The sequence below is a fragment of the Streptomyces rectiverticillatus genome, from assembly GCF_013394065.1.
GTDB classification, from domain to species: Bacteria; Actinomycetota; Actinomycetes; order Streptomycetales; family Streptomycetaceae; genus Streptomyces; species Streptomyces rectiverticillatus.
On record NZ_CP040752.1, the window covers coordinates 4,379,562 to 4,401,172 of the forward strand.

A 21,611-nucleotide genomic window follows, 5' to 3' on the forward strand; every position below is an offset into this window, starting at 1 on the left:
CGGTCCTGCGCAAGGGCCAGTAATAGGGGAGTTAGGCATGGCTCAGGGCACCGTCAAGTGGTTCAACGCGGAGAAGGGCTACGGCTTCATCGCGGTCGACGGTGGTGCGGATGTATTCGTCCACTACAGCGCGATTCAGATGGACGGCTACCGCACCCTCGAGGAGGGTCAGCGGGTCGAGTTCGAGATCTCGCAGGGCCAGAAGGGGCCGCAGGCGGACATGGTGAAGCTGCAGCAGGTCTGATCGCGGCGCATCGACCACCGGCTCGCTCGGTTTGCAGAGGGGCTCGCACCTCACGGGGTGCGGGCCCCTCGCGCGTGTGCGGGGCGCGTGGGGTGGGTACGGCTGCCTGGGGCCCCTGCTCCCGCGCCCCGTGCGCGTGACCGTCCCCCGAAGGCGCTTGCACTCTCCCTGGTCGAGTGCTAATCATTGGGCTTAGCACTCTCCGAGTGAGAGTGACAGATTTGGACCGTCGGTGAGGTCCGTGGGCCAGGCGGGGCAAGGAACCGCAGGGTACGCAGGCCGTCCGTCGCGGGCGCCAGTGCGGTCCGGAGCAGTCTCCACCCCGTCCTGGGAGGACCACTTCACATGGCCAAGATCATCGCGTTCGACGAGGAGGCACGGCGCGGTCTCGAGCGCGGGATGAACCAGCTCGCCGACGCCGTCAAGGTCACCCTCGGCCCCAAGGGCCGCAACGTCGTCCTCGAGAAGAAGTGGGGCGCCCCCACGATCACCAACGATGGTGTCTCCATCGCCAAGGAGATCGAGCTCGAGGACCCGTACGAGAAGATCGGCGCCGAGCTGGTCAAGGAGGTCGCGAAGAAGACGGACGACGTCGCCGGTGACGGCACGACGACCGCGACCGTCCTCGCCCAGGCCCTGGTCCGCGAGGGCCTGCGCAACGTCGCCGCGGGTGCCAACCCGATGGCGCTGAAGCGCGGTATCGAGAAGGCCGTCGAGGCCGTCTCCGGTGCCCTGCTCGAGCAGGCCAAGGACGTGGAGACCAAGGAGCAGATCGCCTCCACCGCCTCCATCTCCGCCGCCGACACCCAGATCGGCGAGCTCATCGCCGAGGCCATGGACAAGGTCGGCAAGGAAGGCGTCATCACCGTCGAGGAGTCCCAGACCTTCGGTCTGGAGCTGGAGCTCACCGAGGGTATGCGCTTCGACAAGGGCTACATCTCGGCGTACTTCGCCACCGACATGGAGCGTATGGAGGCGTCCCTCGACGACCCGTACATCCTGATCGTCAACTCCAAGATCGGCTCGGTCAAGGACCTGCTGCCGCTCCTGGAGAAGGTCATGCAGTCCGGCAAGCCGCTGCTGATCATCGCCGAGGACGTCGAGGGCGAGGCCCTGTCCACGCTCGTCGTGAACAAGATCCGCGGCACCTTCAAGTCCGTCGCCGTCAAGGCCCCGGGCTTCGGCGACCGCCGCAAGGCCATGCTCGGTGACATCGCCATCCTCACCGGTGGCACCGTCATCTCCGAGGAGGTCGGCCTCAAGCTGGAGAACGCCGGTCTCGACCTGCTCGGCCGCGCCCGCAAGGTCGTCATCACCAAGGACGAGACGACCATCGTCGACGGTGCCGGTGACAGCGACCAGGTCCAGGGCCGCGTCAACCAGATCCGCGCCGAGATCGAGAACAGCGACTCGGACTACGACCGCGAGAAGCTCCAGGAGCGCCTCGCGAAGCTGGCCGGCGGCGTGGCCGTCATCAAGGCCGGTGCCGCGACCGAGGTCGAGCTCAAGGAGCGCAAGCACCGCATCGAGGACGCCGTTCGCAACGCGAAGGCGGCCGTCGAGGAGGGCATCGTCGCCGGTGGTGGCGTGGCCCTGCTGCAGGCCTCCCAGGTGTTCGAGAAGCTGGAGCTCGAGGGCGACGAGGCCACCGGTGCCGCCGCCGTCAAGCTGGCCCTGGAGGCCCCGCTCAAGCAGATCGCGGTCAACGCCGGTCTCGAGGGCGGCGTCGTCGTGGAGAAGGTGCGCAACCTGACCCCGGGCCACGGCCTCAACGCCGCCACGGGCGAGTACGTCGACCTGGTCGCCGAGGGCATCATCGACCCGGCCAAGGTCACCCGCTCCGCCCTGCAGAACGCCGCGTCCATCGCTGCGCTCTTCCTCACCACCGAGGCCGTCATCGCCGACAAGCCGGAGAAGGCCGCCGCGGCCGCTCCGGGCGGCATGCCGGGCGGTGACATGGACTTCTGATCCTGACGGATCACCTGTCCTGACGCTGTACGCGCCCGAGGGCGGTACTCCCCTACGCGGGGGGTGCCGCCCTCGGGCCGTTGTTCTCCGCGGCTTTTTCTGCGGCGTGTTCCGCGGCTCGTTCCGCGTTCAGCTCCCGCAGCGAGCGGCGGCTCAGGCCGAACGCGTACGTCGCTGCGAATCCCGCCGCGTAGCCCACCAGCAGGCCCGCCCCGTAGACCGCAACCGCCCGGCCCGGGCCGTGGCCGCCCTGCAGCAGCGGGAACAGGGCCCAGCCCGACGGGCCGATGGCCGTCGAGCCGACCGTGTCGCCCAGCTGCCCGAGCAGTCCCACGAACGCTCCTCCGAACGCGCCGCCGATGCAGGCGGTGACGAACGGGCGGCCCAGCGGCAGGGAGACGCCGTAGATCAGGGGCTCGCCGATGCCCAGGAGGCCGGCCGGCATCGCGGACCGGATCGTCCGGCGTACCGAGGTGTTGTGCGAGAGGCGGACGTAGAGGGCGAGGGCCGCGCCCACCTGCCCGGCGCCCGCCATCGCGAGGATCGGCAGCAGCACCGTGGAGCCCTGCTGCTGGATCAGGGTCGTGTGGATGGGGATGAGGGCCTGGTGCAGGCCCAGCATCACCAGGGGCAGGAACAGCCCGCCCAGGACGCAGCCGGCCGCGGCTCCGCCGTTCGCGAGCAGCCAGTCGGCGAAGCGTCCGGTGGCCGTGGCGACCTCGCCCGCCGCGTACATCAGCCCGTACAGCGTGACCAGGCCCGTGACCAGGACCGTCACCGTCGGGGTGACCAGCACGTCCAGGGCCTCGGGGACGCGGCGCCGGCACCACCGCTCGACGTGCGCGGCGAGCAGGGCCGCGGCCAGCGCACCGAGTACCCCGCCCTGGCCGGGCACGAGCTTCTCGCCGAACGCGCTCACCCGGTCCACGCCGGGGAACACGATGATCGCCGCGACGGCCCCGCCCAGGACGGGGGTGCCGCCGAACTCCTTGGCCGTGTTGTAGCCGACGAAGACCGCGATCAGGGACATGAAGCCCGACGCACACGCGGTCAGCGCGGGGGCCAGTGCGGGCAGCCAGCGGAGGTTGGCGAGCAGTCCGGCCAGGCCCGCGACGATGCCGCAGCCGATCAGGGCGGGGATCAGGGGGATGAAGATCTGGGCGATCCGGCGCAGGAACTCCTTGGCCGGGGTGGCGTTGCGGGCCTTGCGCTCGGCCCGGAGAGCCGCGCCGCGCTCGGCCAGCGCCTCAGCGGTGACAGCCTCCCCGGTGACCGCCTCAGCGGTGACAGCCTCCCCGGTGGCGGCTGCCGCGGTGGCCGCCTCCACATGCCGCGCGAGCTCCGGCGCGACCTTGGCCACCGCGCCCGGGCCGAGCACGATCTGCAGGGCCGTGCCGTCCTCGACGATGCCCAGTACCCCCGGAAGGGCCCGTAGTTCGTCGCGCCGGACGGCCGACGGGTCCCGGACGGTCACCCGCAGCCGTGTCATGCAGTTCGTGACGGACGTGAGGTTGCCGGCGCCGCCGAGGAGGGGCAGGAGCGCGGCCGCGCCGGCGCCGCGGCCGCGCTCCCCTCTCGGGCCGTCGTCCGGCGCGTCCGGAGGGTCCGGTGCCATGGTGCGGCTACCCATGTGCCGTTTGGAGGGCCGTGCGCAGGTGACCGCCCGACTCGTCCAGAAGGCGCGCGGCCGTGCGCCCGTCGACGCCGCCCAGGACGACGAGGATGGCGTGCTTCACCTCGCCGCCGGTCTCCGTCAGCGCGGCCTCTATCTCCTGCTCGGAGGCGCCCGTGGCCAGGGCGACGATCTGCCGGGAGCGGGCGCGCAGCTTGTCGTTGGTGGCCCGCACGTCGACCATCAGGTTCCCGTACGTCTTGCCGAGCCGGATCATGGTGATCGTCGAGAGCATGTTGAGGACGAGCTTCTGGGCGGTGCCGGCCTTCAGCCGCGTCGAGCCGGTGAGCAGCTCGGGGCCGACGACGACCTCGATGGCGTGGTCGGCGGCCCGGCCGAGGGGTGAACCGGCGTTGCAGGACACGCCGATGGTCAGCGCCCCGGCGGCGCGGGCGTGTTCGACGGCCCCGACCGCGTAGGGGGTGCGGCCGGAGGCGGAGATGCCGACGACGGTGTCGGCCGGGCCGACACCGAGGGCGGCCAGGTCGCCCGCGGCCAGCTCCCGGCTGTCCTCGGCACCTTCGACGGCGGTGACGAGCGCCGCCGCGCCGCCCGCGATCACGCCCATGACCTGCGAGGGGCTGGTATTGAAGGTCGGCGGGCACTCACTGGCGTCGAGCACACCGAGGCGGCCGGCGGTGCCCGCGCCCGCGTAGACGAGCCGGCCGCCGCGGGCCATCCGGGCGGCGGTGGCGTCGATGGCCGCGGCGATCTCGGGCAGCCGGGCGGCGACGGCGGCGGGGACGCCGGCGTCCTCGCCGTTCATGATCCTGGCGATGTCGAGGGTGGGCAGCCGGTCGATCTCCGCGAGGTCGGGTCGGAAGGCCTCGGTGGTGAGGGCGGCGAGCTCGCTGCGGAGCGCGCTGCGCGCTTGCGAGGACGGAACCGGCGAGGCACCGGCAGGCATGGACGCACCCGGCGGGCCGGACGGCGGAGGCGATGCGGAGGGGGGAGGCGATGCGGAAGCGTCCGGCGGGGCGGGGGCGCCGGATGCCGTGGGCGGGCCGGACGGTGTGGACGGGTTTGTCCGCGCGGGCGATGTGCGGGGCGGCGCGGGGGTGCACGGCAAGGCGGGTGAGCCGGGCGGCGCGGGACTGTCCGGCGAGGCGGGCATGCCGGGCGGCACGGGTGAGACGGACAGTGCGGGTGAGTCGGACGGCTCGGACGGGCCTGTCTGGGCGGGCGATGCGCCGGGCGGCGCGGGAGTGCCCGGAGAGGCCGGCGTGCCAGGCGGAACCGGTGCGTCGGACGGCACGGGGGAAGCGGCTGCGGCAGCGGTCGATGCGGATGACGAAGCAGAAGAGGCCATGGGCGGACGGCTCTTTCCATGCGTGCCGGGTGGGCCGGCTTCGGTCAGCGCGGGGAGCGCGGGGCGTGGCGGTGGGCGAGCGCTTCGTACGAGGCGGACAGGGCCGGCGCCGCGGACTCGTACGTCCGCTGGGCGACGCCGATGAACAGGCAGTCCACCACGAGGAGCTGACTGGTGCGGCTCGACATGGCCGCGGGCCGCAGCTCGCTCTCCCGGGCGGAGGAGGTGGTGAGCACGTGGTCGGCGTACTGGGCGATCTCGCCCTCCGGGCGGCCGGTGATCGCGAGCGTCGTCGCGCCGTGCTCGAAGGCGACCCGCAGCGGTTCGATGACGTCGGTGGTGCGGCCGGAGTGGGTGATGGCGACGGCGACGTCGCCCGCGCGCAGCTGGACGGCGTTGGTGACGGCCAGGTGCGGGTCGGTGGGGGCGTGGGCGATCAGGCCGATGCGGAGCAGTTTCTGGACGAGGTCCTGGCCGACGAGGTGGGAGGCGCCGATGCCGTAGACGTCGATGCGCCGGGCGCCGGCGAGCGCCGCCACCGCGGCCTCCAGCTGCGCGGTGTCGAGGGTGGCGGCGGTGTCCGCAAGGCACTGCGCCTCCTCCTGGGCGAGCTTGGCGACGACGGCGGGCAGCGGGTCGTCGACCGCGATGTCGGCGGTGACGGCCGGGGCGCGGCCGGCCGCCTGCTCGGCGGCGAGCGCGGCGAGGGCGAGCCGCAGGTCTCGGTAGCCCGGATAGCCGAGGATGCGGGCGGTGCGCACGACGGTGGCCTCGCTCGTGCCGGTGCGCTCCGCGAGGGCGGTGACGGTGAGGGCGGCGGAGCCCGCGGGGTCGCTCGCCACGGTCTCGGCGACGCGCTGCATCGAGCGGGTCATGGAGGGGGCGAGCGTACGGACCTTGGCGGCGAGCGCGCCGGGGGCGGGCGCGCCGCGGACGGGGGCGCCGCGGGCGGGCGGCGCGGCGGGGGCGTCGGCCGGCGCGGGGACCGCACGGGCGCCGCCGGTAGTTTCTTTCAATTTGCTGCTCACCTTTTGAAAGGTATTTTCAGGGTGGTGAGCCGTCAACCGCCCCTGTCCGGGACAATGGACCGTATGGAGCTCGAACAAACGCTGCACACGGCGCGTGCCCTGATCCTCGCCGACCTGGTCGCGGGTGATGTGGCGGAGGCCGACGTCGTCTCGCTCGTCGAGGACGCGGTGGCGCAGCGGCGGTGGTGGGTCGAGCAGTGGCCGGAGGGTGCCGGGTTCGTGGTCGGGCTGATAGCCCAGGACGTCCAGGACGCCCTGCTGGAGCGGTACGGCCGCTGGCCGCTGTGCCCGGTCTGCACCCGGACCGGTGACCTGCACGCCCTGGAGGTCGAGCCGGAGCTGGGGCCCGACCCGCACTGGGCCTGCACCAAGCAGACGGTCCTGGTCGCACCCGTCGGCTCGCTCGCCGACGCCCTGCGGTGAGGCGCCGCCGATGACGCTCTACATCGACCCGCCCGTCTGGCCCGGGCACGGCCGCATGTGGTCGCACCTGATCAGCGATGTGTCGTACGACGAGCTGCACGCCTTCGCCGCGCGGCTCGGCGCTCCCGCCCGCGCGTTCGACCGCGACCACTACGACGTGCCGTCGACGTCCTACGGGGACGCCGTGCGGCTGGGCGCAGTGGAGGCGAGCAGCAAGGAGCTGGTGCGGCTGCTGGTGGGCGCGGGGTTGCGGCGGCCCAAGCACGAACGGCCGTAGGTACTGCGCCGTAGGTGCTGCTCTTCTCTTCGGCTCTCTTCGGCTCTCTTCGGCGCGGTCAGCCGGCCAGCAGGCCCAGTTCGGTGGTGAGGTTGTGGCGCGCGACCGCCTCCCAGCGGTCGTAGCCCAGCGGCGTGCGGAAGAGCCGCGGCAGGTCCAGGAGCTGCCGCAGCACGGCCGAGCGCCCCTCGCGGAAGGCCGCGTCCGGCACGAAGCCGTACTCCTCGCGGACGGCGGCGGCGTAGGCCGCGTACTCCTGCGGGGAGCCCGCGAGCACGGCCAGGTCGGCGTCGGAGAGCACTTCGCCGTCCCGGTCGCCGGCCGCCGGGGCGTGGCCGACGGTCAGCCGCACGAGCCGGGCGACCTCGGCCGTACGGGCGGCGCCGATGCCCAGCTCGGGCAGGGCGCGCTCGGCCAGGTGAGCGCTGCGCTCCTCGTTCTCGGAGCGGTCGGGGCGGTAGACCGCGTCGTGGAACCAGGCGGCGAGGCGGACGGCGTCCGCGTCGTCGGCGTGCGCGGCCAGCTCCTCGACCCGGTCCAGGACCGCCACCAGGTGATCGACGGTGTGGTAGCGGCGCTGCGGCTCCGACCAGCGGCGCAGCAGGTCGTCCGCGTACGGGCCGGGGTCCGGGGAGGTCGCGCCGCCGCGTGCGCGGTCGACGGTCTCCTGCCAGCGGATGCGCAGGGCGGGGCCGGACGGGTGCTCGGTCGTGGCTGCCATGGGCCAATTGTGGGGCACCGCTTTTGGCCCGGGGTCCCCGTATGGCAGGCTGTGCAATATGTCTAGACCAATTCTTGAGGTGATCGCGCTCGGTCCGCGGGACGCGGTGGCGGCGCAGGACGGCGGGGCGGACCGCCTCGAACTGGTCACCGACATGGCCGCGGACGGGCTCACCCCGCCCCTGGAGACCTTCACCGCCGTGCGGGACGCCGTCCGCATCCCCGTGCGCGTCATGCTGCGCGCCGCCGACGGCTTCTCCGCGGGTGACGCGGCGGCCCTGGACGCCCTGTGCGACCGGGCCCGCGCGCTGGTCGCGGAAGGCGCCTCGGAGTTCGTCTTCGGTTTCCTCACCGACGACGGCCGTGCCGACCTCACGGCCGTCGCCGCGCTCGCCGACGCGATCGGGCCGCGGGCGCGCTGGACGTTCCACCGCGCCATCGACCGGGCGGCGGACCGCGACGCCCTGCGCAAGCAGCTCGCCGACCTGCCCGGCCTGGACACGTACCTGACGGCGGGGTCCGCCGCCGGTGTCGACGACGGCCTCGCCACGCTCGTCGCGGAGGCGGGGCGGGCCGACGAGCCCGGCTACGAGCCGAGGATCATGGTGGGCGGCGGGCTGCAGCTCAAGCACCTGCCGGTGCTGCGCGGGGCCGGGATCTCCGCCTTCCACATCGGTGGTGCCGCTCGGCCGGACGGGTGGGGCGGGCCGGTGGACGCCGGTGCGGTGCGGACGTGGCGGGACGCGCTGGACGCGTAGCGGTAGGTGCGGCTCCCGGTCGCGGCGCCTCCGCCGGGCTCGCGGCGGCGTGGCGCGCCGCCCCCTTGCGGCGGCCGCCTTCGGGGAACCGCGCCGTGCCCGGCGGGGCGCTCCGCGAGGCCGCTGCCGCTGCCGCTGCCGCTTCCTGCGGCCTGCCGCCCGCCGTCTGCCGCCTCCGGGATGTGTCCGGTCCGCAGCAGCGCTGAGGTGTCACGGCTGAGGTGTCACGGCGGTGCGGTCCGGCGGTGCCTCGCGGTGCTCTTGCCGGGTGACCGCGCCTGCGGGGGCTAGCGGTCCGCCGTCGCCCGGGGGCGTGCCGGGACCGCCGGGCGGGGTCCCGGTGCGGTGCTCTTGGTCGTCGCCGCGGCGAGGGCCAGCGCCACCAGCGCCAGTGCCGACGCCCCCAGCGGGAACCAGCGCTCTCCCAGGAGTGCCATCGCCAGGCTGCCCGTCCCGCCGCCCGCGGCCATGCCCAGGTACAGCGCGCTGCTGTTGAGGGAGAGCAGCAGCGGTGCGTCGGCGGGGCGCAGGGAGGCCAGGCGGTGGGGCTGGGCCACCGAGATCGACCAGCCGGCGAGCGGCACCACCAGCGCGTAGACGAGCGCGCCCGTCATCGTCCGGCCCAGCCACGGCAGCGCTGCGAAGAACACCGCCGAGATCACGCTGCCGGTCAGCAGGACCTTGCGGACGCCCCAGCGGTCCACGACGTGTCCGCCGAGCCAGCTGCCCGCGACCGAGGCGACGCCCGTCGCCAGCAGGATGGTGCTGAGCCGGTCCGCGTCGCCGCCCGTCGCCGGGTGGACGGCCGTGCCCAGGTAGATGTAGACGGACTGGAACGCCATGAAGAAGGCGAAGGTCGTCGCCGCGGCGGCCAGGACGCGCCCGTCGCGCAGCGGGGCGAGCCGCTCCCGCAGGCCCACCGCCTGGGCGGGTACGGGCAGTTCGCGGAGGAAGGCGGCCAGGCCCAGCAGGGCCACGGCGCCGAGCGCGGTGACGAGCCACATGGTCAGCCGCCAGTCCGCCCGGCCCACGTAGGTGCCGAGCGGCACGCCCAGGGCCGTGGCCACGGTCATCCCGCCGAGCACGGTCGCGATGGCCCGGCCGCGCCGCTCCGGCGGGACGAGGGTGGTGGCGGCCGCGCTGGCGTTCGGGCTGTAGAGGGCGGCTCCGGCGGCGGCCAGGACGCGGGTCGCGAGGAGCGTCGGGTAGTCGGGTGCGAGGGCGCTCAGGGCGTTCGCGGCGGTGAACACGGCGAGTGCCGTGAGCAGCAGGCGGCGGCGCGGCCAGCGGGCGGTCGCGGCGGCGAGGACCGGGGCGAGCAGCGCGTACGCGAGCGCGAAGACGGTCACCACCTGGCCGGCTGCCAGGACGGATACGCCGAGGTCGTCGGCGACCCGGCCGAGGATGCCGGCCATGACCATGGTGTCGGTGCCCACGGCAAAGGTGCCGAGGGCGAGCAGAAGTAGTCGCAGACGCACAGGATCCCCCTTCGAGACGGCATCGTTGGATGCTCGTCAAACAATTGGGGATGGGTGGATAATTGTCAAACAGTTCAGTTGCCGGGGGTGAGGAGGGAAGAGCACATGCCGGACGAGTGGCTGCCGCAGCCCGCGACCGAGGACATCCGGCTGGTGAAGGTGCTGCACGCGCTCGGCGACCCCGTGCGCCTGCAGCTCCTGTCGGTGTACTTGAAGGGCCGGGAGTTCGACTGCGAACTGAGCGGCCTCGGCCTCGACCACCTGCACAAGTCCACGGTGTCGCACCACATGAAGGTCCTGCGCGAGGCGGGGGTGACCTCGACGCGCGTCTCCGGCCGCCACCGGTTCGTACAGCTGCGGCGGAGTGACCTCGACAAGCGGTTCCCCGGGCTGCTGGACGCCCTGCTCAGGGGGTTGGAGGGGGAGGCCTCGTAAGGCCTCCGGTTACCTCAACTGCTCGGGCAGCGGCTCCGCGTGAAGCACCGTCAGCCCCGAGACCGCTCGCGTCAGCGCCACGTACAGCCGCCGCAGCCCCGTCCGCTCGTCCGGCTCGCCGGCGACGACCGCGGCCGGTTCGTCCAGGACCACGTAGTCGTACTCCAGGCCCTTCGCCAGCGAGGCCGGCACCAGCGTCAGGCGGGCCTCCTCCGTCGTCTCCTCGCCCGGGGCCAGGTACGGCAGGCCCGCCTCCACCAGCAGCGCGCCCAGCGCGTCGATCCGCGCGTCCGCCGCGATCAGGCCGATCGACCCCTCCCGCTCCAGCGACTCCCGGCAGGCGGTCACGACCGCCGCGTCCAGCTCCCCGGCGGGCACCGCGCGCACCGCGAAGTCGCCCGCCGCCTCACGGACGGACGTGGCCTCGGCCAGGCCGGGGGCGATGGCGGGCAGCAGCCGCGACGCGTAGGCGATCACCTCGCGCGGCACGCGGAAGCCCTGCGTGAGCTCCTCCACGGCGGACTCCGGCTTGCCCAGGTGCGTGAGCGCCTCCTCCCAACTGGCCGTCGCCCACGGCGTCGTGCCCTGTGCGAGGTCGCCGAGGATCGTCGCGGAACCGGTCGTGCAGCGCCGGCCCACCGCGCGGTACTGCATGGGGGAGAGGTCCTGGGCCTCGTCCAGGACCACGTGGCCCAGCGACGGCGTCCGCGCCACCAGGTCCGCCGCCTCGTCGATCAGCACCGCGTCCGCCGCCGACCACTTCGCCGACTTCACGCCGCGCGCCGGCTTCGCCCACAGGATCTCCGCCTGCTCCTCCGCCGAGAGCACCCCGTCCGCGTGCTCCGCCAGGAACTCCGGGTCGGACAGCAGCCGCAGCACCAGCTTCACCGGATCGACCGCGGGCCAGACCGCCTTGACGGCCGCCTTCACGGCGGCGTTGCGCGCGACCGCGTCCTGCACCCGGTCGTCCGGCGCCTCGCCCGCCTGCTCCATGCGTACGAGCACGGCGTGCGCGATCCGCTGCGGCAGGGCCTCGCGGGCGGCGCCGTAGCGGATGTCACGGTCCAGCAGCTCGCGGACGATCTCCTCGATCTCGTACGCGGGAACCCGCCACCGCCGCGAGCCGCGCACGACGACCACGGACTCCTGCGGCATCGCCACCCCGGAGCGCACCGCGCGCCGCAGCACCTCCGCCATGCGGGCGTCGCCCTTGATACGGGCGGCCTCCGCGCGGTCCGTGCCGCGCACCTCCACGTGCGCGACGAGGTCGTCGACCGTCGCCTGCGCCACGTTCAACTCACCGAGTGCGGGCAGAACTTGCTCGATGTAGTGCAGGAACGACCGGTTCGGGCCGATGACCAGCGTGCCCGTGCGGGCGAGGCGCTCGCGGTGCGCGTAGAGCAGATAGGCCACACGGTGCAGGCCGACCGCCGTCTTCCCGGTGCCGGGCGCCCCCTGGACGCACACCGTGCCGCCGATCCCCGCGCGGACGATCTCGTCCTGCTCCGGCTGGATCGTGGCCACGATGTCCCGCATGGGACCCACGCGCGGCCGCTCGATCTCCGTCTGCAGCAGCTTGCTGGCCTGGTCCGCGCCGGACGCGTCGGTGAGGTCCTCGTCCTCGTACGCGGTGAGTTCGCCGCCCGTGTAGCCGAAGCGGCGGCGCATCCGCACGTCCATCGGCTCCTTCTTGGACGCCCGGTAGAACGGCTGCGAGACGGGCGCACGCCAGTCGATCACCATGGGGTCGCCGTCGGCGTCGTGCACGTGGCGGCGGCCGATGTAAAAACGCTCGCCCCCGGCCCCTTCGGCCTGATCCGCGCCCGGCGCGTGCGTGTAGTCCAGGCGCCCGAAGAACAGCGGGGTGTGCGCGAGGTCGGCCAGCGCCGTGATGCGCTCCTCGATCTGCCGCTCCAGGACGGCGGCGTTGACCCAGTTCGCGGTGACGTCCTTGATGTCGAGGGCCTCGACGTCGGCGCGCATCGCGCGCAGGGCGGCGCGGGAGGAGGAGAGGTGGGTGCGCTCCCGCTCCAGGGGGTCGTTCGCGTGGGTGGTCACTTGCGGCGCGGGCACGGCAGAGCCTCCAGACGTACGTACGGCGGAACGAAACGATCGGAAGCCGCCGGTTTCCGTCCGGCCGGCGGCCGCGCTCCGTGCGGCGGACGCTGCAGGAGGCGGGCGGGAAGGGGAGATTGTAGTCAGCGGCCAGGGGGCGCGCGAGCGATTTTCCCGCGCCCCCTGGGGGGCGTCAGGGGCGGCCTCCACCTCCCGTAGGGGACGCCATGATCCTCGAGTCGTACGCGCGGGCCTGCGCTTTTACACCGGCAGGCCGATGTCCGGGGCGCGGCGGGAAACCATCATGGAGACATGAACACAGCAACTGTGAACCCGGACTCCGCAACCGGTGAATCCCCCCTCGCCCACGCCCTCCGCGCGATCAAGGCCTTCGCCGGCGCAGCCGTCAGCGTCGTCGTCCTGGGCCAGTACGCCGACGACCGCAGGGCCTGACCCGGGCTTTCGCCCTTGGCTCTCAGTCCTCCGTGAGGAGGATGTCCGCATCATCGAAGATCCGAAGTACCACGAGCAGCAGCCGCCCCCGCGACACCATGTACTCCGCCACGATCTGCGACGTCAGCCGGATCTCCCGGTCCTGCTCGCCGGGCCCGACGGGCCGCGAGAGCTCGGTGTACGGATCGCGCGCCAGGATCGCGACGGCCTTCTCGAACGACGCCCTGCGCTCAGGGTCCAGCCGGTCGCGGTCCCGAGCGGCCGGCTCGGTGTACAGCACCTCGTAGATGTCCTGGTGAGGCATGTCGCTCTCTCCTTGCCCTGACGCGATTCCCCGCCAGCGTACTGAGCGCACGGGGCCGCCGGGGAGCGGACCCGTGAGCCCCGGCGCACGGCCTGCGCCTCGTCGCACCGTTGCGGCTCTTACGCCTCTTACACCGCTTACGCCTCGTCGCCCGCCAGAAGCGAGTCCGCGTCCACGATGCGGTACGCGTACCCCTGCTCGGCCAGGAACCGCTGCCGGTGCGCCGCGAAGTCCTGGTCGACGGTGTCGCGGGCGACCACCGAGTAGAAGCGCGCCTCGTGACCGTCCGCCTTCGGGCGCAGCACCCGGCCGAGGCGCTGGGCCTCCTCCTGCCGGGAGCCGAACGTGCCCGACACCTGGATGGCGACCGTCGCCTCGGGAAGGTCGATGGAGAAGTTCGCGACCTTCGAGACCACGAGCACCGAGAGCTCGCCCTGCCGGAAGGCGTCGAAGAGCTTCTCGCGCTGGGCATTGCTGGTCTCGCCCTTGATCACGGGCGCGTCGAGGTGCTCGCCGAGCTCGTCGAGCTGGTCGATGTACTGCCCGATGACCAGGGTCTGCTCGCCCTTGTGCCGGGCCACCAGCGCCTCCGTGACGCGCCGCTTCGTGGCGGTCGTCGCGCAGTAGCGGTACTTCTCCTCCGTCTCGGCCGTCGCGTAGGCGAGCCGCTCGGAGTCCGTGAGGTTGACGCGGACCTCCACGCAGTCGGCCGGCGCGATGTAGCCCTGCGCCTCGATCTCCTTCCACGGCGCGTCGAAGCGCTTCGGGCCGATGAGGGAGAAGACGTCGGACTCGCGCCCGTCCTCGCGCACGAGCGTCGCCGTCAGGCCGAGCCGCCGCCGCGCCTGCAGGTCGGCCGTGAACTTGAAGACCGGCGCCGGCAGCAGGTGCACCTCGTCGTAGACGACCAGGCCCCAGTCCCGGGAGTCGAACAGCTCCAGGTGCGGGTAGATGCCCTTCCGCTTCGTCGTGAGGACCTGGTACGTGGCGATGGTGACCGGCCGGATCTCCTTCTTCGTACCGCTGTACTCGCCGATCTCGTCCTCGGTCAGCGACGTGCGCTTCACCAGCTCGTGCTTCCACTGCCGCGCGGAGACCGTGTTCGTGACCAGGATCAGCGTGGTCGCCTTGGCCTTGGCCATGGCGCCGGCGCCCACGAGCGTCTTGCCCGCGCCGCAGGGCAGCACGACCACGCCCGAACCGCCGTGCCAGAACCCCTCGACGGCCTGCTGCTGGTACGGCCGCAGCGCCCAGCCGTCCTCCGCCAGCTCGATCGCGTGCGCCTCGCCGTCCACGTACCCGGCCAGGTCCTCCGCCGGCCAGCCCAGCTTCAGCAGCGTCTGCTTGATCTGCCCGCGCTCGGAGGGGTGCACGGCGACCGTGTCCGGGTCGATCCGGGCGCCGACGAGCGGCTGGATCTTCTTCGAGCGGAGGATCTCCTCCAGGACGGGGCGGTCCGTGGACTCCAGGACCAGCCCGTGCGTGGGGTGCTTGACCAGCCGCAGCCGCCCGTAGCGGTCCATCGTCTCCGCGATGTCGACGAGGAGGGAGTGCGGGACGGGGTAGCGCGAGTACGTGACGAGGGCGTCGACGACCTGCTCGGCGTCATGCCCGGCCGCCCGGGCGTTCCACAGGCCCAGCGGGGTGACCCGGTAGGTGTGGATGTGCTCCGGGGCGCGCTCCAGCTCGGCGAAGGGGGCGATGGCGCGACGGCAGGCGTCGGCCTGCTCGTGGTCCACCTCCAGGAGCAGCGTCTTGTCGCTCTGGACGATCAAGCAGGTCACTCGTACGTACCTCCACAACTGGGCCCGCCGCGACTGAGCCCGCCGCGCGAAACTCCTAAGTTTACCGGGTCGGGGGTGAAGCGGCGCGGCTGTGCGGTGTGATCAGCCCAGGTAGCGGAAGTCGGGGCCGTAGTTTCCGGTGGCCGGGGCGGGGAGGGGGAGCTGCATGAGCTGCACGGCGGGGTCTTTCAGCGCGAACATCTTTCCGACGGCGTCGCCGAGCTTGTGCTGGTCGCCGGTGCCCCAGGCCTGCTCCAGGAGCTTGAGCATGTCGGTGTACGTCTGGTTGAACGTGGCGAGGAGGGCCTTCGCCGGGTCGGTGGCCTTGGCCCAGCCGTCCATCGGGACCCTGGCCATGGGAGAGGCGTCGGGGAACGGCACGGGACCCCCCTCGTAGCCCCAGTCCCCGTCCCACGTCCGGATGAGCTTCTTGCCGTGGTGGATCTCGCCGAAGCGGTAGTAGTGACCGAGCTCGTGGTGGGTGTGTACGGCGTCCGGTGATTGCCCGGTGCCTTCGCCCTGCTCCTTGATGTCCCTGATCGCCCGCTCGATGTCGCGGGGCTCGCTGATCGTGTACGTGAGGCCGATGTGCTCGGCGGTGAGCTGGTGATCACCGGTGATCGGGGGCCGGACCCGCCGGAAGGCGGCGAGGAGCGTGCTGTAGAAGCCGCCGATGGTGACCGCGCCCTCGAAGCGCTCCGCGGGCGATTCCGGGCGCTCGATGGCCATGAAGACGTTCTGCACGTAATCGGGGGTCAGCCCGCCGAGGTAGACCTCCAGGGAACCGCCGAGATGGCCGGGCAGGTGTGCCGGATAGGCGGGCATCCTGATTTTCGGAGTGCCACCGATCGCGGTGAGCATGTTGCAGCACAGGCCGGCGTGCAGCATTTCTTCATTGACGATGCCGAGGATCAGCTGCGCCACCGGGGACTTGTCGTCCTTCACCGACCACAGCCCGCACAGATATGGAGGAATGGTGGAGAGCTCGACTTCGATGGCGGTCTGCAGGGATTCCTTGATCCAGTCGAGGTTCCGGTCCTCCTGCGCCACCTGAAGCTGCTGGTCAAGGCGCTTCAGTAATTCCGAGCCGTCGTTCATGGTCACCCTTCCCGGTTGTCGACACGGTGTCGGCGTACGCGATCGACAGCGTACGGACTCAGCCCCCGGCGTCCAGCGGGAATTTCCGGCCAACCATTCTCCGTAAAGCCGTGTGGCGGAAAGGGAATGGGCGGGGTGGACGGTGGCCGGACGGGGCTGGTAATCGTCAGGGCCGCACAGATTTCGGGTAGTTGAGCGCAATCACAGTGAGGGGTGGCCCATGGCGAAAGCCGAGGCGAAGCAGAAGGTCAAGGACACGCGGGAGTTACGCGAGGAGGCGGGCAGGCGGCTGCGGGAATCGCTGGCCGGTACGCCGCCGGTCGACGGTCCGGACGTGAGCACGACGTACGTCAGCCACGGCATGTCGGCGGTGACGGGCGGATGCCCGCTGGGGCTCGGGGGCGGGTCCGGGGCGAAGGACCAGGAGCCCGTCACGGACACGAGCGCGTACCAGCGGATCTTCACCGGCGACGCGTTCGCGGCGGACGAGGCGCATCTCAAGAAGCTGGCCTGTCCCTGCGGGCCGATGGACATCAACCCGCCTGCCAAGGCCATGGCTTGCACGAGCCCCGGTACCGAGGTCCCTGCCGGCGCCCTGAGCAAGACCATCCCGGCGGGCTACACCTACTTCGGCCAGTTCCTCGACCACAACATCACGTTCCAGGCCGACGCCACGTTCGACCCCGGCAACGACCCCGCGAAGACCACGAACTACCGCAGCGCGCGCATCGACCTCAGCAACGTCTACGGGCTCGGACCCCAGACGCAGTCCTTCGAGTACTACGACAACGAAGAGGCCGCCAAGTTCTGGATCGACCCCGACCGCAGCTACGACGTCCCCCGCAACCCCCAGGGCGTTCCCGTCATCGCCGACCCGCGCGACGACAACACCATCATCACCGTCCAGCTGCACCTGGCGTTCATGAAATTCCACAACGCCGTGGTGGACATGCTGGCGGGCACGATCGAGGACGCCAAGCTCTTCGCGACGGTACGGCAGCAGGTCCTATGGCACTACCAGTGGCTTGTGCTGCACGACTGGATGCCGAAGATCGTGAAGAAGTCGGTCTACGACGCCGTCGTGACGGGCACGGGACCACAGTTCTTCAAGCCGGAGAAGGGTGAACCGCTTCTCCTTCCCATCGAGTTCACGGCCGCCTCGTACCGGCTGCACTCCCTCGTCGTGGAGACGTACGGACTCAATGACAAGAAGAGCGGTCATCTGCTGCACTTCCGCAGGCCGTTCTCAAAGCTGCGCCCGGAGGAGGCCATCGACTGGTCGTACTTCTTCGACCTGGGCGGCTCGAAAACGAGCAACACGCAATTCGCGAAGCAGTTCGACGCCAAGGTCGTTCACACCTTCCTCACCATGCCGGGCCCCATCGACACCCCGCTGGAGTGGATCGAGGATTCCGACCAGACCGAGGATCTGCCCGTGTCCGCCAAGGACTGGACGGGCAAGTACGCGCCTCTGCGCTCCATCGCCGTGCGCAATCTCCTGCGCGCCAGGGCGTTCGGCCTGCCGTCGGGGCAGACGGTGGCCAGGCAGGTCTTCCAGAAGTACGCCCAGGAGGGGAAGGACCCTTACACCAACAAGGAACTCGGGCTTGAAGACGTCTGGGGCACAGACGTCACGGAAGCGCCCCTCTGGTACTACGTGCTCAAGGAGGGCCGGTTGGCGACTCAGGGTGTCACCCTCGGCCCCGTCGGCAGCGTCATCGTCGGTGAGGTCCTCTACGGGCTCCTCAAGGGGGACCCGAACTCGTACCTCAACGCGGCGCCCACGGGCTGGAAGCCCACCCTCGGGAAGGGCGGCGACTTCACCATGGCCGACCTCATCCGCATCGCCGGCGTCTGAGCCGCCGACCCGCCGCACAGGGAGCACCGGCGTGCCCGGGCCTCAGGCCGGCTCGTCCGCCAGTTCCGCCACGCCCGTGATCCGGTGCAGCGGGTACGTGCGGACCTCGTCCGCCGTGTGGTCGTAGCCGGTCACGAAGCCGCCCTCGACGCGTACCGGGGCGATGACGCGCTGGCTCGCCGCGCCCTCCGCGTTCACGTAGCCGATCCACACCGCGGCGCCCGTGAGCACCGCGGCCTGCATCGTGGCGAGGGTGTCCGCGGAGGTGGTGCGGGGCAGGCCGCCGCCGGCCGGGGCGGGGGCCGCGACCGGCTTGCGCTCGGCCGTGGAGGCCAGGTCCCCCGCGCGGATCGCCCGCACCGCGGCGCCCAGCAGCGTCTCGTCGGGCACCGGCGGGCCCTCCGGGACGGGGGCCGGGGCGGTGCGCGGCGGGGTGCGGTGGGCGTCGGCCCGGGTGACGACGACGTCGCCCTCGGCCGACTCGGCGGCCGGGGCGTACCCCATGGCGCGCAGGCCCTCGAGGAGGGCGTCCGGCGCGGCCTGCGCCGCGAGCACGGTGGGGGCGAGGCGGCGCAGCCGCAGCGGCGCGGAGCGGCGGTCGGCGAGGATCTCGGCCAGCATCGCCTCGTCGTCGCAGCGCAGGTAGGAGGAGGCGGCGCCGACGCGCAGCCGGCCGTGGCGGCGGGCCACGTCGTCGATCAGGTAAGCCAGCGGCTGGGGCACGGGCGTACGGGAGTGCTCCGTGAGGAACGCCTTCAGGTCGGCCGCGGTCTGCCCGGCGTCCAGCGCCCGGCGCACGGACGCGGGCGTGAAGCGGTAGACCGTGGCGCCGCCCTTGGACTCGACGTCCGCGAGGACCCCGAGCACCTGGGCGAGCGGCCGCTTCAGGGGGCCCGGGGCGACGGCCGTCAGGTCCGCCTGGAGCAGGATGTGGTCGAGCGGCTCCGGCAGCAGCGGGGCCAGCAGGGCGGCCGCCCGTACGGCGCAGGCGCCCTGCTCGGCGTCGCTCAGGGGCTTTGTGCCCGCTTCGCCCTCCGGCCCGAGCAGGGCGCGGCCGGGAGCCGACAGGGCGCCGCGGTTGGTGACGCCGAGCAGCTCGGCCTCGGCCAGCGCCCAGCGGGCCAGGCGCGTGCGCAGGTCCTCCGTGCCGGGCTCGGCGGGCGTCCGCGGCGGGCGCTCCCAGTGCATGCGGTCCAGGAGCGTGTCCGCGGTGACCGAGGCGCCGGGCGGGAGCGTGGCCAGGAGGGCGAGGGCGCGGTGGCGGACCTCGGGAGCGGGCGAGCGGTCCAGCTCCGCCCCGAGGACGTTGAGCGGACGGCCCTTGGCGTCCCGGCTACCCACCAGGCCCGGGGTGCGGGTGGCCGCGAGCCAGGCCGTGGCCAGGCGGGCCCAGCGCTGCTCGGCCGGCAGGTGCAGCCAGTCGTCGAAGGCGGGCGTGGGGGCGTAGCGCTCGTCGACCTCGCCGTCGGAGGCGAGCAGCCCCGCCGCGTACGCCAGCTCGATCCAGAAGGCCGCCGCCTCCTCGGTGGTGTCGAGGACCGCCGCGGCGCGCTTCAGATCGCGCACGCTCAGGCCGCCCGCACGCAGCACGAGCGGGCCGTCGGACTCCCAGGCCGAGAGCAGGTCCTCCACCGCCCCCAGGGCCGTGAACGCCTGGCCGGCGGCCGTCGCGTCCACCGTGCGGGTGGAGTGCGGGGCGGCGGGCGCCAGCTCCGGCGCCACCGGCTCGGGCGTACGGTGCGCGCGGCCGCCGCGCAAGTGCAGGGCCGCCTCGCGGGGCAGGACCACGTTCCCGGGCGAGGCGGGCAGCAGCAGGCCGCGGTCGAGCAGCCAGCGCAGGTGCGGGGCGGGATCGGCGGTGACCGTGCCGTAGGGCGGGCCCCACAGCAGCCTGCCCAGGACCGTGGTGGCCTCTGCGGGCGCCCCCGCCAGCAGCTCCGCCATTCGGGTGCGGTCCTCGAACAGGGCGGTCAGCGAGGCGACCGCCGACACCGGGTCGTGCGTGCCCGGCAGCCCCGCCGCCGCGATGATCTGCTGCAGCCTGCCCGGCGACATGCCCGCCGTGGCCTCCGCCACGGTCGGGCCGAGGCCGGTGGGGGAGGGGTGCGCCGGGCTCGGCGCCAGCAGCTCGCGGACGGTGCGGACCAGGCGCAGCCGGTCCTCGCCTCCCCAGACCAGGGCCTGCTCACGCAGGGTGGCCAGGGCGCGGGGCAGGGCTTCGGCGATGCGCGGGTCGCCCGGGGCGTCCCCGGTCATCAGGGCCGAGAGGGTGCCGTACGGGCACGGGTCGGGGGCGACGGCGAGGGCCTCGGCCGCCTGCAGGGCGAAGCGGTCCAGGCGCTCCAGGGCGCGTACGGCGGAGGCGCGGGTGCCGGCGCGGGTCGCCAGCTGGGTGAGGTCGCCGGGCACGGGGTTCAGCAGGTCGGGGCGTGCGCGCAGCAGGGCGGCGAGCGCCCCGTCGGGCCGCGCCCGCAACTCCTCGGCCAGCGTCCGCGGCCCGCCGCGCGCGGCGCCGCCGCTACTGCCTGTCTCCCGCCGTGTGGTCATTCTGTTTACGGTACCGGGTGGTGGGACGGCCGCCAGGGTGGTCGCCGGGTGATTGCGCCGGGGTGGCCGGGGTGGTTGTGCCGGGGTGGCCGCGGTGGTCGCCGGGGTGGCGCAGGGCTACGCGCCGCCGCTTTCGAGGACGAGCCGGGCGGCGGGGCGACAGGGGCGGCCCAGGCGGGCGCACCGCTCCTCGAAGTCCGGCGGGAGCCAGCCGCCGCCGAGCAGCCGGGGGTGCGCGGGGAACGAGGCGCGCGCGGCCAGGACGAACATGAGCGAGGCCCATGGCGAGTGGACGCGCGTGGTGACGTATTCCCCGCGGTCGGAAACGAAACTCGCGTGAAAGACATCGGGCGCGACGAGATCGATCGCGTGCCACCCGTTCGTTTCGTGCCAGTAGAGGCCGAGCCCGCTCGTCGGGTGTGCGAAGTGCATCCCCCGCACGGAGACGGTGACCTCTCCCGGGCCGTCCACCACCCACCGGGGCTGGGCATCGCGTGCCGCCCGGCTGCGGCGGACGGAGTTGGTGACGGCGGTGGCCGCCACGCTGGCCAGCACGAACCCGGGCCTGCCGAACGCGAAGCCGCCCTCGTGCACGTAACTGCCGTCGCCCAGCGCCCGCCATGTCACCCGCTGCCCCGGCCCCACGGCCAGGACGCGATCGCCGTGCGCCACCCTTGCGGTGGTCGCGATCAGCGGGCGCCGGTCCATCCGGCCTTCGACGAGGTCGGCGAGGATGTCGCACGTGTGCCAGAGGTAGTCGTCCAGCGGGGACCACACCGGTGGGTGCAAGTGTCCCGGCGGCGGGGGCGCAAAGGACTCGGACACCGCTCTCCCCGCGTTCGGCTGACGAGGGATCATATCCCCGGCATCCGGGCGGGCGGAGTCGTGGGGGTGCCGGTGCCGGGGGCTCCGGGGTGGGGGTCCGGGGCCGTATATTTACGGGCCCGTTGCCGTAACCGTCGAGGGCGCCCGGCGATCGGGCCCACAAATACACGTCAGCGCCCCGAACCCCCACCCCTGCGCCCCCGGCACCTCCCGCCGTACATTCTGCTGACGCCGCTCCGACACACCTCAGCCACTGCTGGAACTCGACGTCGTTACCCACCGGATCGGTCAGGGTCCCCGTGCATCTTCAGATGCACGGCCGAGTGCTCGGCCGAGGCCGGCAATTCCTCAAACATCGGTACCTTCGCCACCCTG

The 21,611-nt window shown here is 72.8% G+C and carries 19 protein-coding genes; 8 read left to right on the top strand and 11 right to left on the bottom strand.

What is annotated here, in order from left to right; all coding sequences use genetic code 11:
* Nucleotides 1-37: 37 nt before the first annotated feature.
* Both FGW37_RS19175 and groL read left to right on the top strand, forming a co-directional pair.
* The gene (locus FGW37_RS19175; RefSeq protein WP_030367227.1) at nt 38-244 is read left to right on the top strand and encodes a cold-shock protein; all 207 of its coding nucleotides are present in this window, start codon (nt 38-40) and stop codon (nt 242-244) included.
* 345 nt (nt 245-589) lie between these two features.
* On the top strand, nt 590-2,212 hold the full coding sequence (gene groL / locus FGW37_RS19180; RefSeq protein ID WP_058045776.1) for a chaperonin GroEL: 1,623 nt from the start codon (nt 590-592) through the stop codon (nt 2,210-2,212).
* A 52-nt stretch (nt 2,213-2,264) separates the two neighbouring features.
* Here groL and FGW37_RS19185 read toward each other — a convergent pair whose 3' ends face one another.
* From FGW37_RS19185 to FGW37_RS19195, 3 genes are all read right to left on the bottom strand, one after another.
* Complete coding sequence (locus FGW37_RS19185) at nt 2,265-3,827, bottom strand: PTS transporter subunit EIIC (protein ID WP_179082168.1); 1,563 nt, start codon at nt 3,825-3,827, stop codon at nt 2,265-2,267.
* A 7-nt stretch (nt 3,828-3,834) separates the two neighbouring features.
* On the bottom strand, nt 3,835-4,791 hold the full coding sequence (gene murQ / locus FGW37_RS19190; protein WP_179082169.1) for an N-acetylmuramic acid 6-phosphate etherase: 957 nt from the start codon (nt 4,789-4,791) through the stop codon (nt 3,835-3,837).
* 446 nt (nt 4,792-5,237) lie between these two features.
* Nucleotides 5,238-6,221, bottom strand: a complete 984-nt coding sequence (locus FGW37_RS19195; RefSeq protein WP_179082170.1) for a MurR/RpiR family transcriptional regulator — start codon at nt 6,219-6,221, stop codon at nt 5,238-5,240.
* A 54-nt stretch (nt 6,222-6,275) separates the two neighbouring features.
* Here FGW37_RS19195 and FGW37_RS19200 point away from each other — a divergent pair, with 54 nt between their 5' ends.
* Nucleotides 6,276-6,644, top strand: coding sequence for a hypothetical protein (locus FGW37_RS19200; RefSeq protein WP_179082171.1), 369 nt, complete (start codon nt 6,276-6,278; stop codon nt 6,642-6,644).
* Between the two features lie 10 nt (nt 6,645-6,654).
* Nucleotides 6,655-6,921 carry a DUF4031 domain-containing protein gene (locus tag FGW37_RS19205; protein WP_168091635.1) on the top strand — a complete coding sequence of 89 codons (267 nt, stop codon included), beginning with the start codon at nt 6,655-6,657 and terminating at the stop codon, nt 6,919-6,921.
* 58 nt (nt 6,922-6,979) lie between these two features.
* On the opposite strand, the gene FGW37_RS19210 is transcribed toward FGW37_RS19205, so the two are convergent.
* Nucleotides 6,980-7,642 carry an HD domain-containing protein gene (locus FGW37_RS19210; protein ID WP_179082172.1) on the bottom strand — a complete coding sequence of 221 codons (663 nt, stop codon included), beginning with the start codon at nt 7,640-7,642 and terminating at the stop codon, nt 6,980-6,982.
* Between the two features lie 58 nt (nt 7,643-7,700).
* Here FGW37_RS19210 and FGW37_RS19215 point away from each other — a divergent pair, with 58 nt between their 5' ends.
* A complete protein-coding gene (locus tag FGW37_RS19215) occupies nt 7,701-8,399 on the top strand; it encodes a copper homeostasis protein CutC (protein WP_179082173.1) in 699 nt (232 codons plus the stop codon).
* 287 nt (nt 8,400-8,686) lie between these two features.
* On the opposite strand, the gene FGW37_RS19220 is transcribed toward FGW37_RS19215, so the two are convergent.
* Complete coding sequence (locus FGW37_RS19220; protein WP_179082174.1) at nt 8,687-9,877, bottom strand: MFS transporter; 1,191 nt, start codon at nt 9,875-9,877, stop codon at nt 8,687-8,689.
* Between the two features lie 105 nt (nt 9,878-9,982).
* On the opposite strand from FGW37_RS19220, the gene FGW37_RS19225 reads away from it, so the two are divergent.
* Nucleotides 9,983-10,312 (top strand): ArsR/SmtB family transcription factor, encoded by a 330-nt coding sequence (locus FGW37_RS19225; protein ID WP_179082175.1) that lies wholly within the window; start codon nt 9,983-9,985, stop codon nt 10,310-10,312.
* Nucleotides 10,313-10,321: 9 nt separating this feature from the next.
* On the opposite strand, the gene FGW37_RS19230 is transcribed toward FGW37_RS19225, so the two are convergent.
* Nucleotides 10,322-12,385, bottom strand: coding sequence for a HelD family protein (locus tag FGW37_RS19230; protein ID WP_246430449.1), 2,064 nt, complete (start codon nt 12,383-12,385; stop codon nt 10,322-10,324).
* Between the two features lie 294 nt (nt 12,386-12,679).
* On the opposite strand from FGW37_RS19230, the gene FGW37_RS19235 reads away from it, so the two are divergent.
* Nucleotides 12,680-12,820, top strand: coding sequence for a hypothetical protein (locus FGW37_RS19235; RefSeq protein WP_179082176.1), 141 nt, complete (start codon nt 12,680-12,682; stop codon nt 12,818-12,820).
* A gap of 22 nt (nt 12,821-12,842) precedes the next feature.
* On the opposite strand, the gene FGW37_RS19240 is transcribed toward FGW37_RS19235, so the two are convergent.
* From FGW37_RS19240 to FGW37_RS19250, 3 genes are all read right to left on the bottom strand, one after another.
* Nucleotides 12,843-13,124: a type II toxin-antitoxin system RelE family toxin gene (locus FGW37_RS19240; RefSeq protein ID WP_179082177.1), complete on the bottom strand. Its 282-nt coding sequence runs from the start codon at nt 13,122-13,124 to the stop codon at nt 12,843-12,845.
* 137 nt (nt 13,125-13,261) lie between these two features.
* Nucleotides 13,262-14,908, bottom strand: coding sequence for a DNA repair helicase XPB (locus tag FGW37_RS19245; protein ID WP_179082178.1), 1,647 nt, complete (start codon nt 14,906-14,908; stop codon nt 13,262-13,264).
* A gap of 102 nt (nt 14,909-15,010) precedes the next feature.
* Nucleotides 15,011-16,006, bottom strand: coding sequence for a ferritin-like domain-containing protein (locus FGW37_RS19250; RefSeq protein ID WP_179082179.1), 996 nt, complete (start codon nt 16,004-16,006; stop codon nt 15,011-15,013).
* Nucleotides 16,007-16,226: 220 nt separating this feature from the next.
* On the opposite strand from FGW37_RS19250, the gene FGW37_RS19255 reads away from it, so the two are divergent.
* Nucleotides 16,227-17,864 carry a peroxidase family protein gene (locus FGW37_RS19255; RefSeq protein ID WP_179082180.1) on the top strand — a complete coding sequence of 546 codons (1,638 nt, stop codon included), beginning with the start codon at nt 16,227-16,229 and terminating at the stop codon, nt 17,862-17,864.
* Between the two features lie 42 nt (nt 17,865-17,906).
* On the opposite strand, the gene FGW37_RS19260 is transcribed toward FGW37_RS19255, so the two are convergent.
* Together FGW37_RS19260 and FGW37_RS19265 are read right to left on the bottom strand one after the other, a co-directional pair.
* The gene (locus FGW37_RS19260; protein ID WP_179082181.1) at nt 17,907-20,411 is read right to left on the bottom strand and encodes a helicase-associated domain-containing protein; all 2,505 of its coding nucleotides are present in this window, start codon (nt 20,409-20,411) and stop codon (nt 17,907-17,909) included.
* A 117-nt stretch (nt 20,412-20,528) separates the two neighbouring features.
* Entirely contained in the window at nt 20,529-21,236 is a 708-nt protein-coding gene (locus FGW37_RS19265; protein ID WP_179082182.1) for a hypothetical protein, read from the bottom strand.
* Nucleotides 21,237-21,611 lie beyond the last annotated feature (375 nt).

Bases quoted from the DNA above. Each gene is read 5' to 3' on its own strand.
- FGW37_RS19175 (WP_030367227.1), top strand. From the start codon at position 38: ATGGCTCAGGGCACCGTCAAGTGGTTCAACGCGGAGAAGGGCTACGGC.
- groL (WP_058045776.1), top strand. From the start codon at position 590: ATGGCCAAGATCATCGCGTTCGACGAGGAGGCACGGCGCGGTCTCGAG.
- FGW37_RS19185 (WP_179082168.1), bottom strand. From the start codon at position 3,827: ATGGCACCGGACCCTCCGGACGCGCCGGACGACGGCCCGAGAGGGGAG.
- murQ (WP_179082169.1), bottom strand. From the start codon at position 4,791: ATGCCTGCCGGTGCCTCGCCGGTTCCGTCCTCGCAAGCGCGCAGCGCG.
- FGW37_RS19200 (WP_179082171.1), top strand. From the start codon at position 6,276: ATGGACCGTATGGAGCTCGAACAAACGCTGCACACGGCGCGTGCCCTG.
- FGW37_RS19205 (WP_168091635.1), top strand. From the start codon at position 6,655: ATGACGCTCTACATCGACCCGCCCGTCTGGCCCGGGCACGGCCGCATG.
- FGW37_RS19210 (WP_179082172.1), bottom strand. From the start codon at position 7,642: ATGGCAGCCACGACCGAGCACCCGTCCGGCCCCGCCCTGCGCATCCGC.
- FGW37_RS19215 (WP_179082173.1), top strand. From the start codon at position 7,701: ATGTCTAGACCAATTCTTGAGGTGATCGCGCTCGGTCCGCGGGACGCG.
- FGW37_RS19225 (WP_179082175.1), top strand. From the start codon at position 9,983: ATGCCGGACGAGTGGCTGCCGCAGCCCGCGACCGAGGACATCCGGCTG.
- FGW37_RS19235 (WP_179082176.1), top strand. From the start codon at position 12,680: ATGAACACAGCAACTGTGAACCCGGACTCCGCAACCGGTGAATCCCCC.
- FGW37_RS19240 (WP_179082177.1), bottom strand. From the start codon at position 13,124: ATGCCTCACCAGGACATCTACGAGGTGCTGTACACCGAGCCGGCCGCT.
- FGW37_RS19250 (WP_179082179.1), bottom strand. From the start codon at position 16,006: ATGAACGACGGCTCGGAATTACTGAAGCGCCTTGACCAGCAGCTTCAG.
- FGW37_RS19255 (WP_179082180.1), top strand. From the start codon at position 16,227: ATGGCGAAAGCCGAGGCGAAGCAGAAGGTCAAGGACACGCGGGAGTTA.
- FGW37_RS19260 (WP_179082181.1), bottom strand. From the start codon at position 20,411: ATGACCACACGGCGGGAGACAGGCAGTAGCGGCGGCGCCGCGCGCGGC.